The sequence below is a fragment of the Curtobacterium caseinilyticum genome (assembly GCF_030363035.1).
In the GTDB taxonomy this organism is placed as follows: domain Bacteria; phylum Actinomycetota; class Actinomycetes; order Actinomycetales; family Microbacteriaceae; genus Curtobacterium; species Curtobacterium caseinilyticum.
This window is the reverse complement of sequence record NZ_JAUCMN010000005.1, coordinates 228541-248618: the sequence shown is the minus strand read 5'-3', so window position 1 is coordinate 248618 and position 20078 is coordinate 228541. Positions and strand designations below refer to the sequence as shown.

At 72.1% G+C, this 20078-nt stretch carries 19 protein-coding genes and 1 tRNA gene; 7 read left to right on the top strand and 13 right to left on the bottom strand.

Going from position 1 to position 20078, the window contains the following annotated elements:
* Nucleotides 1–48: 48 nt before the first annotated feature.
* Nucleotides 49–1752 carry a sensor histidine kinase gene (locus QUG93_RS09495; protein ID WP_289473656.1) on the top strand — a complete coding sequence of 568 codons (1704 nt, stop codon included), beginning with the start codon at nt 49–51 and terminating at the stop codon, nt 1750–1752.
* Between the two features lie 180 nt (nt 1753–1932).
* On the opposite strand, the gene QUG93_RS09490 is transcribed toward QUG93_RS09495, so the two are convergent.
* The 7 genes from QUG93_RS09490 to QUG93_RS09460 all read right to left on the bottom strand — a co-directional run bounded on the left by QUG93_RS09490 (nt 1933) and on the right by QUG93_RS09460 (nt 7907).
* Nucleotides 1933–2820: a putative endonuclease domain-containing protein gene (locus tag QUG93_RS09490; RefSeq protein ID WP_289473655.1), complete on the bottom strand. Its 888-nt coding sequence runs from the start codon at nt 2818–2820 to the stop codon at nt 1933–1935.
* A 278-nt stretch (nt 2821–3098) separates the two neighbouring features.
* A complete protein-coding gene (gene groL / locus QUG93_RS09485; RefSeq protein ID WP_289473654.1) occupies nt 3099–4718 on the bottom strand; it encodes a chaperonin GroEL in 1620 nt (539 codons plus the stop codon).
* A gap of 269 nt (nt 4719–4987) precedes the next feature.
* Nucleotides 4988–5191, bottom strand: coding sequence for a cold-shock protein (locus QUG93_RS09480; RefSeq protein ID WP_022903461.1), 204 nt, complete (start codon nt 5189–5191; stop codon nt 4988–4990).
* 168 nt (nt 5192–5359) lie between these two features.
* A complete protein-coding gene (locus QUG93_RS09475) occupies nt 5360–5956 on the bottom strand; it encodes a LytR C-terminal domain-containing protein (RefSeq protein WP_289473653.1) in 597 nt (198 codons plus the stop codon).
* On the bottom strand, nt 5953–6252 hold the full coding sequence (locus QUG93_RS09470) for a DUF3263 domain-containing protein (protein ID WP_289473652.1): 300 nt from the start codon (nt 6250–6252) through the stop codon (nt 5953–5955). The genes QUG93_RS09475 and QUG93_RS09470 overlap by 4 nt, the downstream gene beginning before the upstream one ends.
* A 96-nt stretch (nt 6253–6348) precedes the next feature.
* A complete protein-coding gene (locus QUG93_RS09465; protein ID WP_289473651.1) occupies nt 6349–7443 on the bottom strand; it encodes a DUF2332 family protein in 1095 nt (364 codons plus the stop codon).
* On the bottom strand, nt 7440–7907 hold the full coding sequence (locus QUG93_RS09460; RefSeq protein ID WP_289473650.1) for a GNAT family N-acetyltransferase: 468 nt from the start codon (nt 7905–7907) through the stop codon (nt 7440–7442). Before QUG93_RS09460 ends, QUG93_RS09465 begins: the two co-directional genes overlap by 4 nt.
* Before the next feature lie 65 nt (nt 7908–7972).
* On the opposite strand from QUG93_RS09460, the gene msrB reads away from it, so the two are divergent.
* Nucleotides 7973–8377 carry a peptide-methionine (R)-S-oxide reductase MsrB gene (msrB, locus tag QUG93_RS09455; protein WP_111228282.1) on the top strand — a complete coding sequence of 135 codons (405 nt, stop codon included), beginning with the start codon at nt 7973–7975 and terminating at the stop codon, nt 8375–8377.
* A 36-nt stretch (nt 8378–8413) separates the two neighbouring features.
* Nucleotides 8414–8486: transfer RNA gene (locus tag QUG93_RS09450), tRNA-Thr, on the top strand.
* Nucleotides 8487–8815: 329 nt separating this feature from the next.
* Here the strand turns inward: QUG93_RS09450 and QUG93_RS09445 are convergent.
* Together QUG93_RS09445 and QUG93_RS09440 are read right to left on the bottom strand one after the other, a co-directional pair.
* Nucleotides 8816–9847 (bottom strand): aldo/keto reductase, encoded by a 1032-nt coding sequence (locus tag QUG93_RS09445; RefSeq protein WP_289473649.1) that lies wholly within the window; start codon nt 9845–9847, stop codon nt 8816–8818.
* Nucleotides 9848–10048: 201 nt separating this feature from the next.
* Nucleotides 10049–10840, bottom strand: a complete 792-nt coding sequence (locus tag QUG93_RS09440) for an alpha/beta fold hydrolase (RefSeq protein WP_289473648.1) — start codon at nt 10838–10840, stop codon at nt 10049–10051.
* Between the two features lie 34 nt (nt 10841–10874).
* On the opposite strand from QUG93_RS09440, the gene QUG93_RS09435 reads away from it, so the two are divergent.
* Nucleotides 10875–11645, top strand: coding sequence for an NAD(P)H-hydrate epimerase (locus QUG93_RS09435; RefSeq protein WP_289473647.1), 771 nt, complete (start codon nt 10875–10877; stop codon nt 11643–11645).
* 55 nt (nt 11646–11700) lie between these two features.
* Here QUG93_RS09435 and QUG93_RS09430 read toward each other — a convergent pair whose 3' ends face one another.
* Both QUG93_RS09430 and QUG93_RS09425 read right to left on the bottom strand, forming a co-directional pair.
* Nucleotides 11701–12642 carry a 2-deoxy-5-keto-D-gluconate 6-phosphate aldolase domain-containing protein gene (locus QUG93_RS09430; RefSeq protein WP_289473646.1) on the bottom strand — a complete coding sequence of 314 codons (942 nt, stop codon included), beginning with the start codon at nt 12640–12642 and terminating at the stop codon, nt 11701–11703.
* A gap of 34 nt (nt 12643–12676) precedes the next feature.
* Nucleotides 12677–13819: a glycerol dehydrogenase gene (locus tag QUG93_RS09425; protein ID WP_289473645.1), complete on the bottom strand. Its 1143-nt coding sequence runs from the start codon at nt 13817–13819 to the stop codon at nt 12677–12679.
* 89 nt (nt 13820–13908) lie between these two features.
* Here QUG93_RS09425 and ypfJ point away from each other — a divergent pair, with 89 nt between their 5' ends.
* A complete protein-coding gene (gene ypfJ, locus QUG93_RS09420; protein WP_289473644.1) occupies nt 13909–14796 on the top strand; it encodes a KPN_02809 family neutral zinc metallopeptidase in 888 nt (295 codons plus the stop codon).
* A gap of 144 nt (nt 14797–14940) precedes the next feature.
* On the opposite strand, the gene QUG93_RS09415 is transcribed toward ypfJ, so the two are convergent.
* Complete coding sequence (locus QUG93_RS09415) at nt 14941–15873, bottom strand: DsbA family protein (RefSeq protein ID WP_289473643.1); 933 nt, start codon at nt 15871–15873, stop codon at nt 14941–14943.
* A gap of 249 nt (nt 15874–16122) precedes the next feature.
* Here QUG93_RS09415 and QUG93_RS09410 point away from each other — a divergent pair, with 249 nt between their 5' ends.
* Complete coding sequence (locus QUG93_RS09410) at nt 16123–17223, top strand: ABC transporter ATP-binding protein (protein WP_289473642.1); 1101 nt, start codon at nt 16123–16125, stop codon at nt 17221–17223.
* 139 nt (nt 17224–17362) lie between these two features.
* On the top strand, nt 17363–18670 hold the full coding sequence (locus tag QUG93_RS09405; protein WP_289473641.1) for a DUF4032 domain-containing protein: 1308 nt from the start codon (nt 17363–17365) through the stop codon (nt 18668–18670).
* 384 nt (nt 18671–19054) lie between these two features.
* Here QUG93_RS09405 and rlmB read toward each other — a convergent pair whose 3' ends face one another.
* Nucleotides 19055–20065 carry a 23S rRNA (guanosine(2251)-2'-O)-methyltransferase RlmB gene (rlmB, locus tag QUG93_RS09400; RefSeq protein WP_289473640.1) on the bottom strand — a complete coding sequence of 337 codons (1011 nt, stop codon included), beginning with the start codon at nt 20063–20065 and terminating at the stop codon, nt 19055–19057.
* Nucleotides 20066–20078: the final 13 nt, after the last annotated feature.

Sequence of the window (20078 nt, the reverse complement as noted above, 5' to 3'; positions counted from 1 at the left end):
GCGACCGTCCGGTTTCACCGGGCGGTCGCCGCTTATCGTTGGGGCAGCATGCACACGCGAATGAGCCGCTGGTGGGACGGGATCTCCCTCCGCACCAAGATCACCGGGATCACGGTGCTCCTCGTCGCGCTCGGACTGCTCGTCGCCGGTCTCGGCACCATGACCGTGCTGTCCACCTACCTGATGCAGCAGCTCGACAACACGGTCAAGCAGACGACCGAGCAGCTCGAGGGCCAGAACATCAGCGACGGCCAGCAGTACTGCACGCTGTCGGTCGTCCTGTCGCAGAGCGCCTACGTCGCCGCCTACGACTCCCGCGGTGACAAGATCTGCCAGACGCGGGCCTCGAGCCGGCCGGACATCCGCTCGCTCGACTTCGCCGGTGCCGCGCAGAACTCGCAGCGGTTCTCGCTGTACGACAGCCAGCACGACCACGAGTGGCGGGCCCAGGTGATCCCGGCCGCGCTGCAGAACCAGTCGAGCGGCACCTCCGAGACCGGGTACGTGCTCGTCGCCGTCTCGAGCGCCGACACCGACCAGACGATCGCGCGCTTCACCGTCATCTTCCTCGGCTTCGGCATCTCCGTGATCCTGCTCGGCGCCATGCTCACACGGCTCCTCGTCACCGCGACCTTCGACCCGCTGCGCGACGTCGAGGACACCGCCGCCCGCTTCGCCGCCGGCGACTTCAACCAGCGCCTCGAAGCGGACACCCCGAACACCGAGGTCGGGCGCCTCAACCGTTCCCTCAACGCCATGCTCGAGCGCATCGACACCGCGTTCGAGGACCGCGAACGCACCATCGACCAGATGCGACGCTTCGTCGGCGACGCGTCGCACGAACTCCGCACCCCGCTCGTCTCGCTGCGCGGGTACGCCGAGCTGTACCGGATGGGTGCCCTGCGCAAGGAAGAGGACGTCGCCCAGGCGATGGAGCGCATCGAGAAGGAAGCCCAGCGCATGGGCCTGCTCGTGCAGGACCTGCTGCAGCTCGCGCGCATCGACGAGTCGAAGCCGCTCGAGCTCGGCCCGGTCGACCTCGTCGCCATCGCCCGCGACTCCGCACTCGACACCATGGCGTCGAACCCGGACCGTGAGATCCAGGTGCTCGTCGAGGACTCGGTGACCGGGGTCAGCGTGCCACAGGCCGTCCGTCCGGCTCCCGCTGGACAAGCCGACACCGGCGACGCCCCGGTCTCCCCGCCGTCGGCCAACACGACGGGTCCGATCGCCTTCTCGCGGCAGACCATCGCACGGCTGCGGGCCCGTCGCACGCGAGCGATGGGCGTCGCGGACGGCGCCCCCTCCGACGAGACGACTCCGCTGCCGACCGTCGTGCTGCCCGCCCGGCCGCCGATCGTGCTGGCGGAGGAGAACAAGATCCGCCAGGTCATCACGAACCTGATGGGCAACGCGATGCGCTTCACCGAGCACGACGACCCGATCGAGATCGGCATCGGGGTGGACGACGACCGCGACATGGCGCACATCGACGTGATCGACCACGGCGAGGGCATCCCGCCGCAGCTCCGCGACAAGATCTTCCAGCGCTTCTGGCGTGCGGACACCTCGCGCGCGCGGGACACCGGCGGCTCGGGCCTCGGCCTGGCGATCGTCTCCGGCATCGTCCAGGCACACCGCGGCTCCGTCGAGGTCTTCGACACCGAGGGCGGCGGCGCCACCTTCCGCGTCTGGCTCCCCCTGCTCCCTCGCGACTACACCCCCACCCCGGCGTCCCCGGCCGCCGCCTGACGCGGCCGTCCGGGAGATCTCCGTCCCACCCGCGCCGCCCGGCCGCTCGTGTCGAGGTTCCGAAACAGTGCGCTCTCGGCGCGCCAGACCTGTGTTCGTCGAACCTCGGCGTGACGCGTGCGGCGAGTCTTGGGACCTCGGCTCCCGAGGCCGAGTGCGCCACGCGCCACGCGTCACACGTCACGCGTGGCGCCCCTCGAGCCGCCGTTGCACGAAGGCCTGCCGGAGCCGCTCGAACACCACTGCGGGCCGGTGCGCGTCAGCCGACGTCGCGTGGATGATGATCCACCCGTTCACCGCGAAGCCGTTCGACCGACGCTTGTCGTGCTGGAACGTGGTGCGGTCACGGTGGTGGTCGCCGTCGTACTCGAGTCCGATCCGGAGCACCGGCCACGCGAGATCGACCCGCCCCAGGAACGCCCCCGCGGCATCGGTGACGTCGACGTTCACCTCCGGTTCCGGGAACCCGGCGTCCACCACGCCGAGTCGGAACCGGGTCTCCATCGGGGACTCGACGCCGCTCCTGACGTGGTCGAGGGCGGCCCGCGCCGCTCGGGCGGCCCGCGCGCCCGGAACGACCGCACGGGCGAGGTCATCGATCGTGGCGGGGCCGTCCGGGCCGACGAGGGCGTCCCCGAGGACGACCAGCTCCTCCTGGGTCAGCAGTGACGCGCACTCGAACCAGGCCCGCCCCGGAGCACTGACCCGTATGCCGCGGACGGCGCCGAGCGTGACGTCCCCACGTGCCCGGTGACCGGTGACCTGCGGACGTCGCATGACCGGGGCCGTACCGAGCGAGGACACGTGCACGGGCCCGTCGTCGAAGCGGCGAGGGACCGGGGCTGCCCAGAGCCGCGCGGCGCTGACGTGGCTGACGAACTGGTCCCGCCGCAGCACGACCGCGACAGCCTCGACCGTCTCGACCGGGACCTGGCCCGGTGCGCGGACACCGTGTAGCGGTGCCTGCAGGTCCCTCCTGGTGAGTCGTGCACGCGTCGCGCCCTCGGCCAGGGCGTCACGGACGCGGAAGGCCCCGGCACCCGTGTACGGCTCGTCACCTCGATCCATGGCTCGAGCATCGTGGACGTCGCGCCGGCGGTGACCGCGCACCGGGGTGACTGTGGAGAACGACTCGGGACGCGCCTCCCGGCGGACACCCGCGAGCGCCGATCGGTGAGGTTCCAGGACTCGCCGCGTGTTGCGCGCCGAGGTCCCACGCCTGCAGGGAGCACGCCGCGAGATGCCGCAATTTTGAAACCTCGGGCCACCGACGGCGACACGCAAGCACCCCCGCACGCGGAAGGGCCCCGCACGCGCTGCGTGCGGGGCCCTTCCGGCAGCCGGGACTAGAAGTCCATGCCACCCGTGGGGTCGCCGGCCGGCATGGCCGGGGTCTTCTCCGGCTTGTCGGCGACGACGGCCTCGGTGGTCAGGAACAGACCGGCGATCGACGCGGCGTTCTGCAGCGCCGAGCGCGTGACCTTGGCCGGGTCGATGATGCCCGCGGCGACCAGGTCGACGTACTCACCGGTCGCGGCGTTGAGGCCGTGACCCGACTCGAGCTCGCGGACCTTCGCGGCGACGACGCCCGGCTCGAGACCGGCGTTCAGCGCGATCTGCTTGAGCGGCGCGTCGATCGCGACGCGGACGATGTTCGCACCGGTCGCCTCGTCGCCCTCGAGCGAGAGGGTGTCGAGCGCGACGGACGCCTGGATGAGCGCGACGCCACCACCGGCGACGATGCCCTCCTCGACGGCGGCCTTCGCGTTGCGGACGGCGTCCTCGATGCGGTGCTTGCGCTCCTTGAGCTCGACCTCGGTCGCGGCACCGGCCTTGATGACGGCGACGCCACCGGCGAGCTTGGCGAGGCGCTCCTGGAGCTTCTCGCGGTCGTAGTCGGAGTCGGTCGCCTCGATCTCGGAGCGGATCTGACGGACGCGGCCCGCGATCTGCTCGTCGTCGCCGGCGCCCTCGATGATCGTGGTCTCGTCCTTGGTGATGATCACCTTGCGGGCCTTGCCCAGCAGGTCGAGGGTCGCGTTCTCGAGCTTGAGGCCGACCTCTTCCGAGATGACCTGGCCGCCGGTGAGGATCGCGATGTCCTGCAGCATGGCCTTGCGGCGGTCACCGAAGCCGGGGGCCTTCACGGCGACGGACTTGAAGATGCCACGGATCTTGTTCACGACGAGGGTCGCGAGGGCTTCGCCGTCGACGTCCTCGGCGATGATGAGGAGCTGCTTGCCCGCCTGGATCACCTTGTCGACGACCGGCAGGAGGTCCTTGATGTTGGAGATCTTCGAGTTGACGATGAGGATGTACGGGTCCTCGAAGACGGCCTCCTGGCGCTCCGGGTCCGTGACGAAGTACTGCGACAGGTAACCCTTGTCGAAGCGCATGCCCTCGGTCAGCTCGAGCTCGGTGCCGAAGGTGTTCGACTCCTCGACGGTGACGACGCCCTCCTTGCCGACCTTGTCGATCGCCTCGGCGATGAGCTCGCCGATCGTGGAGTCAGCGGCCGAGATCGATGCGGTCGCGGCGATCTGGTCCTTGGTCTCGATGTCCTTCGCGTTGGCGAGGAGCTGGTCGGAGACGGCGGCGACGGCCTTCTCGATGCCGCGCTTGAGCGACACGGGGTCGGCACCGGCGGCGACGTTGCGGAGGCCCTCGCGGACGAGCGCCTGGGCGAGCACGGTCGCGGTGGTCGTACCGTCACCGGCGACGTCGTCGGTCTTCTTGGCGACCTCCTTGACGAGCTCCGCGCCGATCTTCTCGTACGGGTCGTCGAGCTCGATCTCCTTGGCGATGGAGACACCGTCGTTCGTGATCGTGGGGGCGCCCCACTTCTTCTCGAGGACGACGTTGCGGCCGCGCGGGCCGAGCGTCACCTTCACGGCGTCGGCCAGGATGTTCAGGCCGCGCTCGAGGCCACGACGGGCCTCCTCGTCGAAAGCAATGATCTTAGCCATGTGAGTTTCTCGTCCCTCCCGGACGTCGTGCATGGGGGTCGTGCTGGCACTCAGCGTGAGCGAGTGCCAACGCCGATTCTGGCACTCGCCGGGTGTGAGTGCAACACAGCCGGGAGGCGCGGCTCGACTTCCCTGCGCACGCTGCGGTGCCCGCACGCTCCACACCGGGTCGGTGGCGGCCCCGGCACGGCGCGCCCGGTGTCCGACGTCCGCCCGACACGACGAACGCGCCGCCCCTGACGGGACGGCGCGCTCGCGGTGGTTCCGGCTCAGGCCGGGCGGACCGACTCGGCCTGGGGCCCCTTCGACCCGGTCCCGACGTCGAACGTGACCGCCTGGCCCTCCTCGAGGACCTTGTAGCCCGACATGTCGATCGCCGAGTAGTGCACGAACACGTCCTGGCCCCCTCCATCCACGGTGATGAAGCCGAAGCCCTTCTCGGCGTTGAACCACTTCACGGTTCCGTTGGCCATGATCTCTTGCTCCCTGGTGCTGTTGCGAACGACGCTGTCGTCGTCTGGCGACGACTCTTGCCGACCGGGAGCGACAGGGCAAGAGGTGTGACGCTCTTTCACGTCGATTCCGTCAGAAATCAACGTGCCGGAAACACCCCTGTCACAAAACTGGGCGTGCGATCTGCCTCAGCGGCCGTAGTCCGCGCCGAGGACGACGCTGACGTCGGCGTTCGGGAAGGCCGCCGACTGCTGCACCGCGGTGATGCCGAGCGCGTTCGCGACACCCTGCGCCACGGCCTGCTGCGCGGGCTGCTGGTAGTAGACGACCGAGGCGGTCGTGCCCGTCGTGCCGGCGTCGCCCGTGGAGGTCACCTTCCACCCCGCGGTCGTGAGCGCAGTGCTGGCCCGGGCCGCCAGCCCCGACGTGGTCGTGCCGTTCAGCACGACGACGCTCGTCGCGCCCTGCGCTGCGGGAGCCGCGGCGCCCGCGGGCTGGGAGGCGGACGGCGACGACGACGCGGACGGCTGCCCCGAGGGCTGCGCGGACGCGGACGCCGACGCGCTCGACGAGGACGACGGTGCCGCGGTGGACCCCGGGAACGAGTAGCTGCCGTTGAGGAGCGCGAGCACGAGGACGCCGACGAGCACGAGCACACCGGTCGCGAGGGCGGCCCACGCGAACGCGATCCACCCGCGACCGCGGCGGCGGGCACCGCGGTGTGCACCGACCCGGGGGCCGTCGGTGACGTCGTCGAACCGGTCTCGCGGGAATCTCTCGGTCATCGTTCCTCTTCACGGGGATCGGGCGCTGCCGCTGGCGCGACGAAGGCACGCGTCGCCCGGGCTCGGGTGCGGGCGTGCCTGAGCCGCTGCAGCCGTCCGACCAGCTGCGGGTCGAGGACGAGCGCGGCGGGCAGGTCGATCACGCGGTTGAGCACCTGGTAGTAGCGCGCCGGCGACATGTCGAACTCGACCCGGATCTCCGCCTCCTTCGTGCGGTCGTGCTGCCCCCGGTCGTGCTCGAACGCGAGCACGCGCTTGTCGAGCTCACTGAGCTCGTCGGCGGGGAGGGCGGTCACGGCACGTCCGGTCGGGGTCGGGGCAGGGTCTCGCACATCGTAGGGGTGGTCGGCAGCCGGACCCTGGCACGCGCCTGGACTGTCGCGAAGCCCGGTTCAGGCTGCCGGCCGCCGGAACCACCGCACGCGGACGCCGAACGGGTCGCACACCGCGAGCGCGACGCCGTCGAGCGAGACGGTGGCGAAGGCGTCCGGGTCCGCGGGGTCGACGTCCGCGGGCAGCGTCGACGCCACCTCGCGGAGGATCCCCGTGCGCTCGAGCGCGATCCAGTGCACGCCGCGCTCGCGGAGGCGGTCGACGACGCGCTGTCGGTCGGCGCCGGGCAGGTAGACGAGGGTCCCGGTGGTCAGGACGACGGGTCGGACGCCGTCCGGCAGGGCGTCCAGTGCGCGGTCGAGGTCACCGGGCAGGCGCCCGCGGATCCTGACGGGAGGCACGGCGAGCGTCGCGCGCGCCGCCTGGCGCATCAGGGCGGTGCGGTCCGTCGCCTCGGGCGGGACCGCCTCGACGAGCCGGTCGAACGCGTGCGGTTCGGCGAGGTCGATCGGCTCCGGGTCGAGGGCGATGCGCGCCCCGATGCGGATCGGTGTCGTGGCGGGTGCGGGGACGGTGCCGCTGCCCTCGACCGTCAGGTGCAGGGCGGGCTCGGCGACGGCCGTGTGCAGTCGGACCCGCCCGGCTCGCAGCCCGTCGCGCTCGTCGCGCCCCGGTGCGCCGAGGTGCGACGCCGCCGCCGGGGTGCGATCGGCACCGGCCGGGACCGCGGGCACGTGGTCGAGCGTCACCCGGTCCGGGATCGAGCACAGGCCGGCGGCGGCACCCGCGTCGACGAGGCCGAGCGGCCGCGGGTCACCGGCCCGCACCGCGGCCGCGGTGAGGGCGGCGAAGAGCGGGACGACCGGACCGAGCCGCCGCGGGTCGTTGGCCTGCACCGTGGCGGAGGCGAGGGCCGCCGTGAGGGCGGGGCGGGCCTCCCGGCCGAGCGCGCGCAGCGCACCGGGGTCCGTCGGGTCCGCGCCCAACCGGCGGGCGACCGCGAAGACGAGCTCCGGCTGCCGCTGCTGCTCGGGGACCTCGGCGAGCAGCGCGACCAGGTCTTCGTCGACGGACCGGGCCCACGCGGCGTACGAGGGCGAGACCGCGGCGATGCGGTCCGCGTAGGCGGCGTAGCGCTCCCGCGTGCCGGTCACGGGCGGTGCATGCCGACGTGGCGGATGCCGGCCTCGTCGTAGGGCTCGCCGAAGCGGACGAAGCCGTGTCGCTCGTACAGTCTCGCGACGTACTCCTGGGCGTGCAGGACGAACGGCTCGTGGCCGTGCGCGTCGAGCACCGCTGCGACCAGCCGTCCGGCGATCCCCTGCCCGCGGTGGTCCGGGTGGGTGGCGACCCGGCCGATCGCCCAGGCCGGCGGCTCGGCACCGGGCGGGTGGGCCTCGTCCGGGGCCGGTCGGACGAGGCGGAGGTACCCGACCGGATCGTCGTCCGCTCCGAACCACCAGTGCTCCGTCTCGGGCTCGCGGTCACGGCCGTCGTAGTCCTCGGCGGTGACGCGTTGCTCGAGCGCGAAGACCCGGTTCCGCAACCGCACGATGCCGTACAGTTCGTCCGTCGTCAGGCGGGTCCAGCGGGCGTGGCGCACGGAATGCTCGGACATCGTGGCGAGTTTAGTGAAGGGGTCGGGCATCACCATCGAGTCCCGACCGGAAGCAGGAGGAAGCAATGGCGTACAACGTCGACAAGTCGGACGCCCAGTGGCGCGAGGAGCTCTCCCCGGACCAGTACGCCGTGCTCCGGCAGGCCGGGACCGAGCGGCCGTGGACGGGTGAGCTGCTCGACGAGGAGCGCGCCGGCATCTACACGTGTGCGGCGTGCGGCGCGGAGCTGTTCCAGAGCGGCACGAAGTTCGACTCCGGCTGCGGCTGGCCGTCGTTCTACGAGTCGGTGCGGCCCGAGGCGGTCCAGCTCATCGAGGACAAGTCGCTCGGCATGGTCCGCACCGAGGTCCGTTGCGCCAACTGCGGCTCGCACCTCGGTCACGTGTTCCCCGACGGCTTCGGCACCCCGACCGGTGACCGCTACTGCATGAACTCGCTGTCGCTGAACTTCTCCGAGCAGAGCGAGTGAGGCCCTGACGCGCTCGCCGCTAGGATGGGCGCGTCAGCCGGCATGGCGCAATTGGTAGCGCACCGTACTTGTAATACGGGGGTTGCGGGTTCGAGTCCCGCTGCCGGCCCTGGATCGGAGCACCTCGTGGAGCCCGGGGTGGAGCCGACAGCTGCGACAGCTGGATGACGAAGGGCCCGGACGGGGATCCGTCCGGGCCCTTCGGCGCGTGGAACGCGGATCAGGGGGCGTTCCGGGCGCTCGACGCGGTAACCAGCCGGTCGTACGTCGATGGTGACACCGTTCCCGGTGACGTGTCCACGCTCCGAGCAGCTTCCGCGGGTTCCCGCACGGATGTGCAGGATCCGGCTGCCTCGTCTGCGTCTGCGCTGGACGGCCGCCGTGCGGCTGCCCGACGGCCGTCCCGGCGGAGCGCGGGTCGTTGCCGCGCGCGAGGGGTCAGCGACCGCCGGTGATGCGACGCTCGCGCTGCGCGACTCCCGCCGTGCCGTACGGGTAGTCGTCGATGCGCGGGGCGCTGGCGTCGGTGAGCGCCTGGAGCTCGTCGTCGGTCAGGACGAGGTCGGCCGCACCGAGGTTGTCCTCGAGCTGCGACACCGTCCGGGCCCCGAGGATGACGCTCGTGACCGCGGGGCGAGCGAGCAGCCACGCCAGGGCGACCTGCGACTTCGAGGCACCGTGCGCGTCGGCGACGGCGGACACCGCGTCGAGCACCTTCCACGTGCGCTCGTCACCGTTCCGGGCCTCCCACGCCTCCATCCCGCGCTTCGGGTCCTCGCCGAGACGGGTCGCACCGGTCGGGGCCTCGTCGCGCTGGTACTTGCCGGACAGCCAGCCACCGGCCAGGGGCGACCAGGGCAGCAGACCGATGCCGGCGTCGAGGCAGGCGGGCACGACCTCGTGCTCGATGTCGCGGACGAGCAGGTTGTACTGCGGCTGCAGCGTCACCGGCGGCGCCCACCCGTGTGCCTTCGCCTCGTACACGGCCTTCGTGACCTGGTAGCCGAGGTAGTTCGAGAAGCCGTAGGTGCCGATCTTGCCGGCGGACACGGCGTCGTCGAGGAAGCGCAGGGTCTCCTCGATCGGGGTCAGGGCGTCCCACGCGTGCATCTGGTAGAGGTCGATGTGCTCGACGCCGAGCCGCTCGAGCGAGGCGTCGAGGGCGACGCGCAGGTGTCGGCGGGACAGGCCGAGGTCGTTCGGGCCGTCGCCCTGCGGGAAGCGCCCCTTCGTGGCGATGACGACCTGCTGCGCCTCGGTCGGGTGGGCGGCGAGCCAGCGTCCGATGATCCGTTCGGACTCGTTGCCGGAGTAGACGTCCGCCGTGTCGATGAGCGTGCCACCGGCGGCGACGAACGTGTCGATGATCTGGTGGGAGGTGGGTTCGTCGGCCTCACTGCCGAACGTCATGGTGCCGAGGGTCAGCGTCGACACCGATGTCCCGCTGTTGCCGAGGAGTCTGTAGTCCATGGGCGGGACGCTACGCCCGGTGCACCGGATCCGAGGGGACCTCGGAGTACCCCTCAGCGTCCCCGGGACAGGAACGCGATCGCCGCCCCACGGAAGTCGCGCGACGTCGGGGCGCCGAACGGTGTCACTGCGTGGTCCCGCCGCCCAGGAACGCGATCGCCCGCTCCCGGAAGTCGCGCGACGTCGGGGCGCCGAACGGTGTCACTGCGTGGTTCCGCCGCCCAGGAACGCGATCGCCCGCTCCCGGAAGTCGCGCGACGTCGGTGCGTTGAAGTGGTTGCGCCGCGGGATCTCGAAGAACGATGCGTCCGGCGCCGCCTCGGCCAGCCGCACCGCGCTGTCGCGGATGCCGTCCTCGCTGCCCGCCGCCATCAGGATCGGCTGCGTCGGCGCGTTCTCCGGCGTCGGCTCGACGCTGTTCCGCATGCCCTCCACCATCGCGACGAGTGCGCGCAGGTCGTTCCCCTCGACGTTCGCAGCCATCTGCAGGTAGCCGTTCGTCACGCGGTCCTCGACGGGCGTGCTGTCGGCGATGTACGCCTTCGCCTGGTCGACCGCCACGCGCCGCATCGGGTCGGCGTCGGGGATGCCGCCGAGCACGGCCCGCGAGATCCGGTCCGGGATCCGCTCGGCGGTGTGCCACCCGACCCGTGCGCCCAGGGAGTACCCGAGGAACGCGACGTCGTCGAGCAGGTAGGTGTCGATCACGGTCGTGACGTCCGCGACGAGCAGGTCCATCGAGTAGGCGTCGGGGTCGTGCGGCTTCGACGACGCCCCGTGCCCGCGCTGGTCGAGCGCGACGACCCGGTACCCGGCGCGGACCAGGTCGCGGGTCCAGCCCGAGGCGTGCCAGTTCAGGACGGCACCGGAGGCGAACCCGTGCACGGCCACCACGACGGGCGCGTCCGGGTCGCCGAAGTCGTACGTCGCGAGCTTCAGACCGTCCGGGGACATCACGGCTCGGGGGCGGGGCGCTTCGGGGACGAGTGACATGGCACCACCAGGCTAGCGGGGCAGTGTGGTCCGCATGGACGGGTACAGCGGCGATCAGGTCCGGGCGGCGGAACGGCCGCACCTCGAGGCGGGGGAACCCCTCATGCACCGCGCGGCGACCGGCCTGGCCCGGATCGTCGGCGACCTGCTCGACGACCCGGCGGTCCGTCCGCAGGACGGACCGGGGTCCGTCCTGCTCCTGGTCGGCAGCGGCGACAACGGCGGTGACGCCCTGTTCGCGGGGGCGCAGCTGGCGTCGGCCGGGAGGCGCGTGGCGGTGCTGCGCGTCGGCGCACGTGTCCATGAGGCGGGCCTGGCAGCGGCGCTGGACGCCGGGGCGCGCCTCCTGGACGGACCGAGGGCTGCACGGACCGGCTCTGACGGGCCGGGGGCCGCGGACGTCCTGCAGGCCGCCGCGGTGCCGGAGGCCGAGCGTCTGGCAGCGGTCGCCGCCGAGGCAGCGGCCGAGGCAGACCTCGTCCTCGACGGCATCCTCGGCATCGGTGCGGGTGGTGTGACGCCGCTGCGCTCCCCCGCGCGGCAGGTCGTCGACGCGATCCGCGAGCTCGCCCGCGACCAGCGCGCGCCGTTCGTCGTCGCGGTGGACGTGCCGAGCGGCATCGACGTCGACACCGGCGCCGTGGCCGACGAGCACGTGCTGCACGCGGACGTCACGGTCACGTTCGGCGGCGTGAAGGCGGGGCTCCTGCGGGGACCGGGCGCGACGCTGGCCGGGCGGATCGAGCTCGTCGACGTCGGCATCGGTGCGGACCTGGCGGCCGTGGAGCCACTGGTCCGCACCTGACGCCGACGCATCAGGCGCCGACGGGTCGGGCGACGCCGGGTCAGGCGCCGACGGGTCAGGCGACGCCGGCGTCGATGCCGTCGACCACGTCGGGGCGTGCCTCCAGCCAGGTGTCGACGAAGTGGCGGTAGTTCGCGGCGATCGTCCGCTCGGCGGCCTCGTGGTCGAGACCCTGCTGCACGACGTCGTCGAGGGGGTCCTCCCAGTTGCTCCGGCCGATGGCGAACCCGACGAAGCCGTCGACGGGCGCGGCGGTCCGGAGCCAGTGGTCGAGCTGGTCCTGCGGGGCGTCGCGGCCGAGCACGATGCACTGCACGGCATCACGTCCACCGGCACGGGCGGCGGCGACGACGCGCTCGGCGTCCTCGGTGCGGTCGAGGCCCTCGAGCTTCCACACGTCCGGCTCGACGCCGTGCTCCTGCAGGAAGCCGATCGACTCGACGACGAGCCCCGGGCGGACGTCACGGTCGTAGTCGTCGGCGGACGCCTGCTGCTCGTCGGTGCCGGGCACGAGCAACTCGACCAGGAACGCCCGGTCCGCATCGTGCAGGACGCGGGAGACCTCGGCGAGCCGCTCCGCCTGCGCCCGGCGGTCGTCCGCGTCGAACGCGGGGTTGTCGCGGACCAGCACCTTGACGAAGTCGGGGTCGAAGGAGTCGACGTGCGCGAGCCAGTCGTCGCCGTACTCGAGCTCGAACCAGTCGCGGCCGGACCGCTCGATCGGCATCGCGAGCTGCAGGCCCGCCTCACGGACGAGCCGGGCGACGTCGGCGCCGTAGCGCTCGTCGACGAGCACGCCCGTGCGCGCGCGGGACGCCCCCGCGGCGAGCGCCGAGAGCACGCCGCGGTAGACGAGCTGCTTGCCGGCGCGGACGCGCTCGGCGTCGGAGTCGTCCGCGGGCTCACCGGACTCGTCGCCGTAGGTGTGCTCCAGGAGCGAGGACCGCTGGTCCATCGCGAGGAGGAAGAGGGGGTGCTGTTCGTCGAGGTCGGCCATGCCGCCATGCTGCTCGCACCCCCTCCGTCCGCGCTCAGTGGGCGCGGTACGGTTCCGGCTCCGGCAGCCCGTGGGCGGCGCGGACGCTGCGCGAGATCCCCTCGATCGCGACGAGGGCGTCGACGACGGCCTCGGGCGTGACCGGGAACGGCATGTTGTGGATCGTCTCGCTCTCGACGCAGGCGGCCTCGGCGACCGCCCGCAGCACGTCGCGGTCGTCCACGGTGAGGCCGATCTCGGTCAGGGTGTTCGGCAGCCCGACCTTCGTGGTGAAGACGACGAACTCCTCGACCTCCTGCGCAGGAGCACCCTCGAGCACGAGCTGCGCGACCGTGCCCACGTTGACCTTCTGCCCGTGGGCGAGCCCGTGCGCCTGCGGTGCGGCGGTGAGACCGTTGTGGATGGCGTGTGCCGCAGCGAGGCCGCCGGACTCGAAGCCGAGGCCGGACAGCAGCGTGTTCGCCTCGACGACCTTCTCGAGCGCGGGTGTGACGACCTTCGCCTTCACGGACTCGATGGCCTGCAGCGCGTTGTCGTGCAGGAGGTCCCACGACAGCCGTGCCAGCGCGACGCCGGTCTCCGTCTGCAGGCCGCCGGCCATGGTGTCGGCGTTCGCGCGCTTCGCGGCACGGGCCTCGACCCAGGTCGCGAGGGCGTCGCCGATGCCCGCGACGAGGAACTGCACGGGAGCGTTCGCGACGAGCTTCGTGTCGATGAGCACGAGGTCCGGGTTGTGCGGGAAGAAGCGGTACTCGATGAACTCCCCCTCTTCCGAGTACACGACCGCGAGGGCCGAGGTGGGAGCGTCGGTGCTCGCGGCGGTCGGGACGCTCGCCCAGCGGATGCCGGCGAGGTGGCCGGAGGCCTTCGCAGCGTCGATCGCCGAGCCGCCGCCGAGCCCGACGACCACGTCGGCATCGGTCTCGCGGATCGTCGAGACGAGGTCGTCGATCGCCTGCGGGGTGGCGAAGCGCCCGAAGCCGACGCGCTCGACCGGCAGCCCCGCGGCGTCGAAGCTCGTGCGGACGGCGTCCTCGACGATGCCCCACACCACGTCGTCGGCGACGAGCAGCGGACGCTTCCCGATCGGGGCGACGAACTCCCCGACCCGGGTGATCGCGTCCTTGCCCTGGACGTAGCGGGCGGGGCTCATCACGGTACTGATCGGAGTGGCCATGGTGCTGCTTCCTTCCGGTTGGACGACAGGTGTCGGGTGCTCCGACGAGCCCGACGCTACGCGGGCCGGCTCCGGGTACGGTCGGCGGCATGACGTTCAACGAGGACTCGCAGCTCTCCGGCGGGAAGGTGAAGCGCCGCGGGCGCGGTGCGGCCGTCGGCGGTGGCGCCGTCGGCCTCGGTGCGATCGTGGTGTTCCTCATCGCGCAGTTCACCGGCGTCGACCTGAGCGGGATCGTCGGCGACGGCACGACGCAGATCCAGCAGCAGGACGAGACCGTGCAGCCGGCCGAGGAGTGCCGGACCGGGCGCGACGCCAACCTCCGGGTCGAGTGCCGGATGGAGGGCGCCGCCGAGTCGCTCGACGACTACTGGACCGACGAGGCCCGGTCGCTCGGCATCTCGTACTCGACGCCCGGCTTCGTGCTGTTCGACGGCACCACCGACACCGGGTGCGGGCAGGCGTCCGCCGCGACCGGGCCGTTCTACTGCCCGCCGGACCGCTCGATCTTCCTCGACACCGCCTTCTACGACGACCTGCAGTCGCAGTACGGCTCCTCCGGCGGCCCGCTCGCGCAGATGTACGTCGTCGCGCACGAGTGGGGGCACCACGTGCAGCAGCTCCAGGGCACGTTCGCCGACACCGACCGTTCGGGCACGGGTGCCTCGTCGGGCAGCGTCCGCGTGGAGCTGCAGGCCGACTGCTACGCCGGCGCGTGGGTCGGGTCGGCGGCCACGACCGAGGACGCGAACGGGCAGACCTTCTTCGAACCGGTCACCCGAGCACAGATCACCGACGCCCTGTCCGCGGCGAGCGCCGTGGGTGACGACAGCATCCAGGAGCGTGCGACCGGCCGTGTGGACCCGGACTCGTTCACGCACGGGTCGAGTGCGCAGCGGCAGGCCTGGTTCACCCGTGGCTACGAGCGCGGGGCGACCTCGTGCGACACGTTCAGCGTGCCGGGGTCGTCGCTCTGACATCGCGGACGCGCCCCGTCGCGCCGCCGCGTGACACGCGTCGCAGCCGGGCCGGCCGCACCACGGACGATCCGGTGTGCACGACGGACAGGAGGCTCCCCACCGGTCCGGTGGGGAGCCTCCTGTCCGTCGTGTGCGGCGGCGTCAGCCGGCGGCGGGCGTCGCGGACGGCGTGGCGCTGGCCGACGGCGTCGGGGTGGCCGTCGGGGTCGGCGTCGAGTCGGTGGCGCCGGCCGCCGACACCACGAAGGTCCGGAAGTCGTCGTTCGTGATCGGCGAGGTGAGCTCGTACTGCTTGCCGTTGACCAGGACCAGCGGCGGACCGGGGAACGCGTCGAGCGACGACCCGGGGATCCTGCCCTCGGTCACGTCGGTCGTGCGCTCGTCGACCCACTTGGCGTACGTCTGGTCCTGGATGCAGTCACGCACACCGGCCGCGTCCTGCACCCCGTCGACGCCCGTCACGAGCCGCTCGAGCTGCGCGTCGGTGAGCCCCGCGGTGCCGGTCTCGGGCTGCCGCGCGAAGAGCGCCTGGTTGACGGCCCAGAACTGGTCGGGCGACCGGTCCGCGACGCACGCGGCGGCGTTCGCGGCCCGGAGCGAGTACTTCGTGCCCTGCGACCGGTTCGTCAGCACGGCCACGGGGTGGATGTCGACGGTCGCAGCGCCGGAGTCGACCAGGCTCGCGATGTAGTCGCTGTTCGCCGCCTCGAACTGGGCGCAGGTGTCGCAGAGGTAGTCGACGTACATCGTGATCCGCACCGGGTCGGAAGCGTCGGTCGCACTCGGCGACGGGGCCGCGGAGGCGTCGACGGCCTTGAGGTCCTGTCCGATGGTGATCCCGCCCTGCGACATCGTGGACGGACCGGGGCCGGCGGGCTGCACCGAATCGACGAGCACCAGCGTCACGACCGCCGCTGCGGCGAGGAGCACCGCGCCGAGTCCGATCTGCAGGCCCAGTCGGGTCCCGCGCTGCCGGCGCTTCTGCTGGGTCCGTGCGCGCTGGGCCCGCTGGCGAGCGGCTTCCCGTCGTTCGTTCCGCGCGGCGCGGGCGTCACCCTCGGGGCGGTTGGTCATGCGTCGATGGTCCTCACGTCGTTGCCTCAGGTCCGCACGGCTTCCCCCGCACGCCGGACGGACCCGCCGATCGTAGTGGTCCTTCCTGGGACCAGCCAACCAGGTCGCCGGGAGCACTGGCGCTGCCGGGGGAAGTCGTGTTGTATGAGCAGCGATGGTCGACGGCGACCATCCGGGGCCCCAACGGGCAACCGCTTCACAACGGATCGTCCGGCACGTACCTGCCGGTGAAGGAAGGACAGAACGCTCATGGCGTCCGTCACCTACGACAAGGCAACCCGTCTCTACCCCGGAGGCAACCGCCCCGCGGTCGACTCCCTCGACCTGGACATCGCCGACGGCGAGTTCCTCGTCCTCGTCGGCCCCTCGGGCTGCGGCAAGTCCACGTCCCTGCGCATGCTCGCCGGCCTCGAAGAGGTCAACTCCGGCGCCATCCGCATCGGCGAGCGCGACGTCACCGACGTCCCGCCGAAGGACCGCGACATCGCGATGGTCTTCCAGAACTACGCGCTGTACCCGCACATGACCGTCGCCGAGAACATGGGCTTCGCGCTCAAGATCGCCGGCGTCGGCAAGGAGGAGCGCGCCACCCGCGTGCAGGAGGCCGCCAAGCTCCTCGACCTCGAGCAGTACCTCGGCCGCAAGCCGAAGGCGCTCTCGGGTGGTCAGCGTCAGCGCGTCGCGATGGGCCGCGCGATCGTCCGTCAGCCGCAGGTGTTCCTCATGGACGAGCCGCTGTCGAACCTCGACGCCAAGCTCCGCGTCCAGACCCGTACCCAGATCGCCTCGCTGCAGCGTCGCCTCGGTGTCACCACGGTCTACGTCACGCACGACCAGACCGAGGCCCTCACGATGGGTGACCGCATCGCGGTGCTCAAGGACGGCATCCTGCAGCAGGTCGGCACCCCGCGCGACCTCTACGAGAAGCCGAACAACGTGTTCGTCGCCGGCTTCATCGGCTCGCCGGCCATGAACCTGCTGCCGGCCGACGTCATCGAGGGCGGCATCAAGTTCGGCTCGCTGAACCACCCGCTCGACCGCGACACCCTGTCGAACGCCCGCTCCGGCTCGATCACGGTCGGCATCCGCCCCGAGGACGTCATCGTCTCGACCTCGGGTGAGGGCCTGCCGGTCACGGTCGACGTCGTCGAGGAGCTCGGCGCCGACGGCTACCTGTACGGCCACGCCGACGTGAACGGCCAGCGCGCCGACATCGTCGCCCGCGTCGACGGCCGCTCGCACCCGTCGATCGGCGACACGATCGTCATCGCGCCGAAGCAGGGCCACGTCCACGCGTTCGACACCGAGTCGGGCGAGCGCCTCGACGACAAGGCCGTCGTCAGCGCGTAGTCCGCGCCGTTCCCCCGGGAGCCCGCGCCCGCCTCACCAGGGCGGGTGCGGGCTCCCGCTGTTCCACCCACCGGACGCCGGGCGCGTGGCCACCCCGCCACGCGGCTGCCGTCCGGTGCCGCCCACCCAGGAGCCAACCGTGCCCGACTCCCTCGCCATCACCGCCGCCACCGTCGACCCCGGACTGCTCGACCTGCCCTGGGACCTGCCGCTCGAGGACTGGCCCGACGACGTGATCGTCGCCCTGCCGAAGGGCATCTCGCGGCACCTGGTCCGCTTCGTCCACCTGAGCGGGTACGTCGCGGCCGTCAAGGAGACGGGCGAGGAGGTAGCCCGGAGCGAGTACGAGATGCTCCGCACGCTGCAGCGCATGGACGTGCCGTGCGTCGACCCGGTGGCCGTCATCACGAACCGCGTCGACGAGGACGGCGAACCGCTCCACCCCGTGCTCGTCACCCGGCACCTGCGCTTCTCGCTGCCCTACCGGGCGCTGTACTCGCAGACGCTGCGCCCCGAGACGGCCACGCGTCTGGTCGACGCCCTGGCCCTGCTCCTCGTCCGCCTGCACGTCATCGGCTTCTACTGGGGCGACGTCTCCCTCTCGAACACCCTGTTCCGGCGGGACGCGGGCGCGTTCGCGGCGTACCTCGTCGACGCCGAGACCGGCAAGCTCTACCCCGGCGGCCTGTCGAACGGGCAGCGCGAGAACGACCTCGAGGTGGCGCGGGTGAACATCGCCGGCGAGCTCCTCGACCTCGAGGCCGGCGGACGGCTCGACGAGAACGCGGACCCGGTGGACGTGTCGAACCGCATCGTCGCGCAGTACCGCACGCTCTGGAAGGAGCTCACCGGCACCGAGCAGTTCGACGTCAAGGAGCGCTGGCGGATCAACGACCGCGTGGAGCGGCTGAATGCGCTCGGCTTCGACATCGAGGAGCTGTCGATCCACACCACCGAGGGCGGCTCGCAGGTCCGGATCCAGCCCAAGGTCGTCGACGCCGGACACCACCAGCGGCGGCTCCTGCGGCTGACGGGCCTCGACGCCGGGGAGAACCAGGCCCGCCGACTGCTCAACGACCTCGACGCCTACCGGGCCAGGAACGGCCGCGACCTGCTCGACGAGGAGATGGTGGCGCACGAGTGGGTGTCGCGGGTGTTCGAGCCCGTCGTCCGCTCGATCCCGCGCGACCTGCGCGGGCGGCTCGAGCCGGCCGAGGTCTTCCACGAGCTGCTCGAGCACCGCTGGTACATGTCGCAGGAAGAGGAGCGGTCCGTCTCGCTGCCCGAGGCCACGACCGCGTACATCAACGACGTCCTCCGGCACCGCCGCGACGAGCGGTTGCTCATCAACCCGCCGACGTCGTCGCTGACGCTACCCGTCCCGGTGGTCGACGACGACACGGCGGACGACGAGGCGGACGTCGAGGACTGGCGCGCGTCGGTCTGACGCGCGACCACGCGCCCACGCACGCGCCCGCCCGCGCCCGTTCCGCTCCGTCCCTTTCCGTTCCGCTCCGTTCCGTTCCGTTCCGCCGAGGTTCCGAGATCACGGACCCTCGGCGCGCGGGACGGCTGCGTGTGGAACCCCGGCACGACGCACGCGGCGAGTGGTGGAACCCCGGCACGACGGACGCGGCGAGTGGTGGAACCCCGGCACGACACACGCGGCGAGTGGTGGAACCTCAGCACGACGCACGCGGCGAGCCGCGGGACCCGACGGACACCCTGGAGGCCCGGTGCCGGTCCCACGGACCGGCACCGGGCCTCCTGGCGGTGCCGTCGACGGCCCGGACCGGCCGGGCAGACGCTGGTGCGGCGTCGGCGCGTCGCGCTACTCGGCGCGACGGCGCCGGGCGACCTCCCACAGGGTCACGCTCGCCGCGATGCCCGCGTTCAGGGACTCCGTGGCGCTCGAGATCGGGATCGACACGACCGCGTCGCAGGTCTCGGTGACCAGGCGGGACAGGCCCTTGCCCTCGGAGCCGACCACGATCACGATCGGGCGGTCGGCGAGCTCCAGCTGGTCGAGCTGCACGTCGCCGTCGCCCGCGAGGCCGAGCACGAACAGGCCCATCGACTTGAGCGACTTGAGCGTCTGCGTGAGGTTCGGCGCCATCGCGACGGGCGTGCGGGCGGCGGCACCGGCGGAGGTCTTCCACGCCGAGGCCGTCACGCCGACCGACCGGCGCTGCGGCACGATGACCCCGTGCCCGCCGAACGCCGCCGTCGAGCGGATGATCGCGCCGAGGTTCCGCGGGTCGGTGATGCCGTCGAGGGCCACCATGAGCGGCACCTGGTCGCGGGCGAACGCGCGCTCGGCGATGTCCTCGGCGACGGCGTACTCGTACGCCGGCACCTTGAGCGCGACGCCCTGGTGCACGCTGTCGTGGCCGGTGATGCGGTCGAGCTCCGGCCGCATGATCTCCATGATCGGGACACCGCGGTGGTTCGCCAGCGCCAGGATCTCCTTGACGCGGTCGTCGACCTCGATGCGCGCGGCGATGTAGAGCGTCGTCGACGGCGTCTTCGTCCGCAGGGCCTCGAGCACCGAGTTGCGCCCGGTCACGAGCTCCGAGTCGTCGGTCTTCCGCTGCGGCGGCCGGCTGGTGCGCTGCTGCGGCGAGCTCGACGCTCCGTGGCGACCACGCGCGGCGTCGAGACGCTCCTTCGCGGCCTTGCGCTTGCCGGCCGGGTGGTACGGACGGTCCTCGGCCTTCGGCGTGGGCTTCCGGCCCTCGAGCGCCTGCGCGCCCTGTCCGCCGGAGCCGACCTGCTTGTTGCCCTTGCGGCCGGAGCGGACGGCGCCGGGCCGGCCCTTCTTGTTGCCCGAGACGTTCTTCATTGCTCTCTCCTGT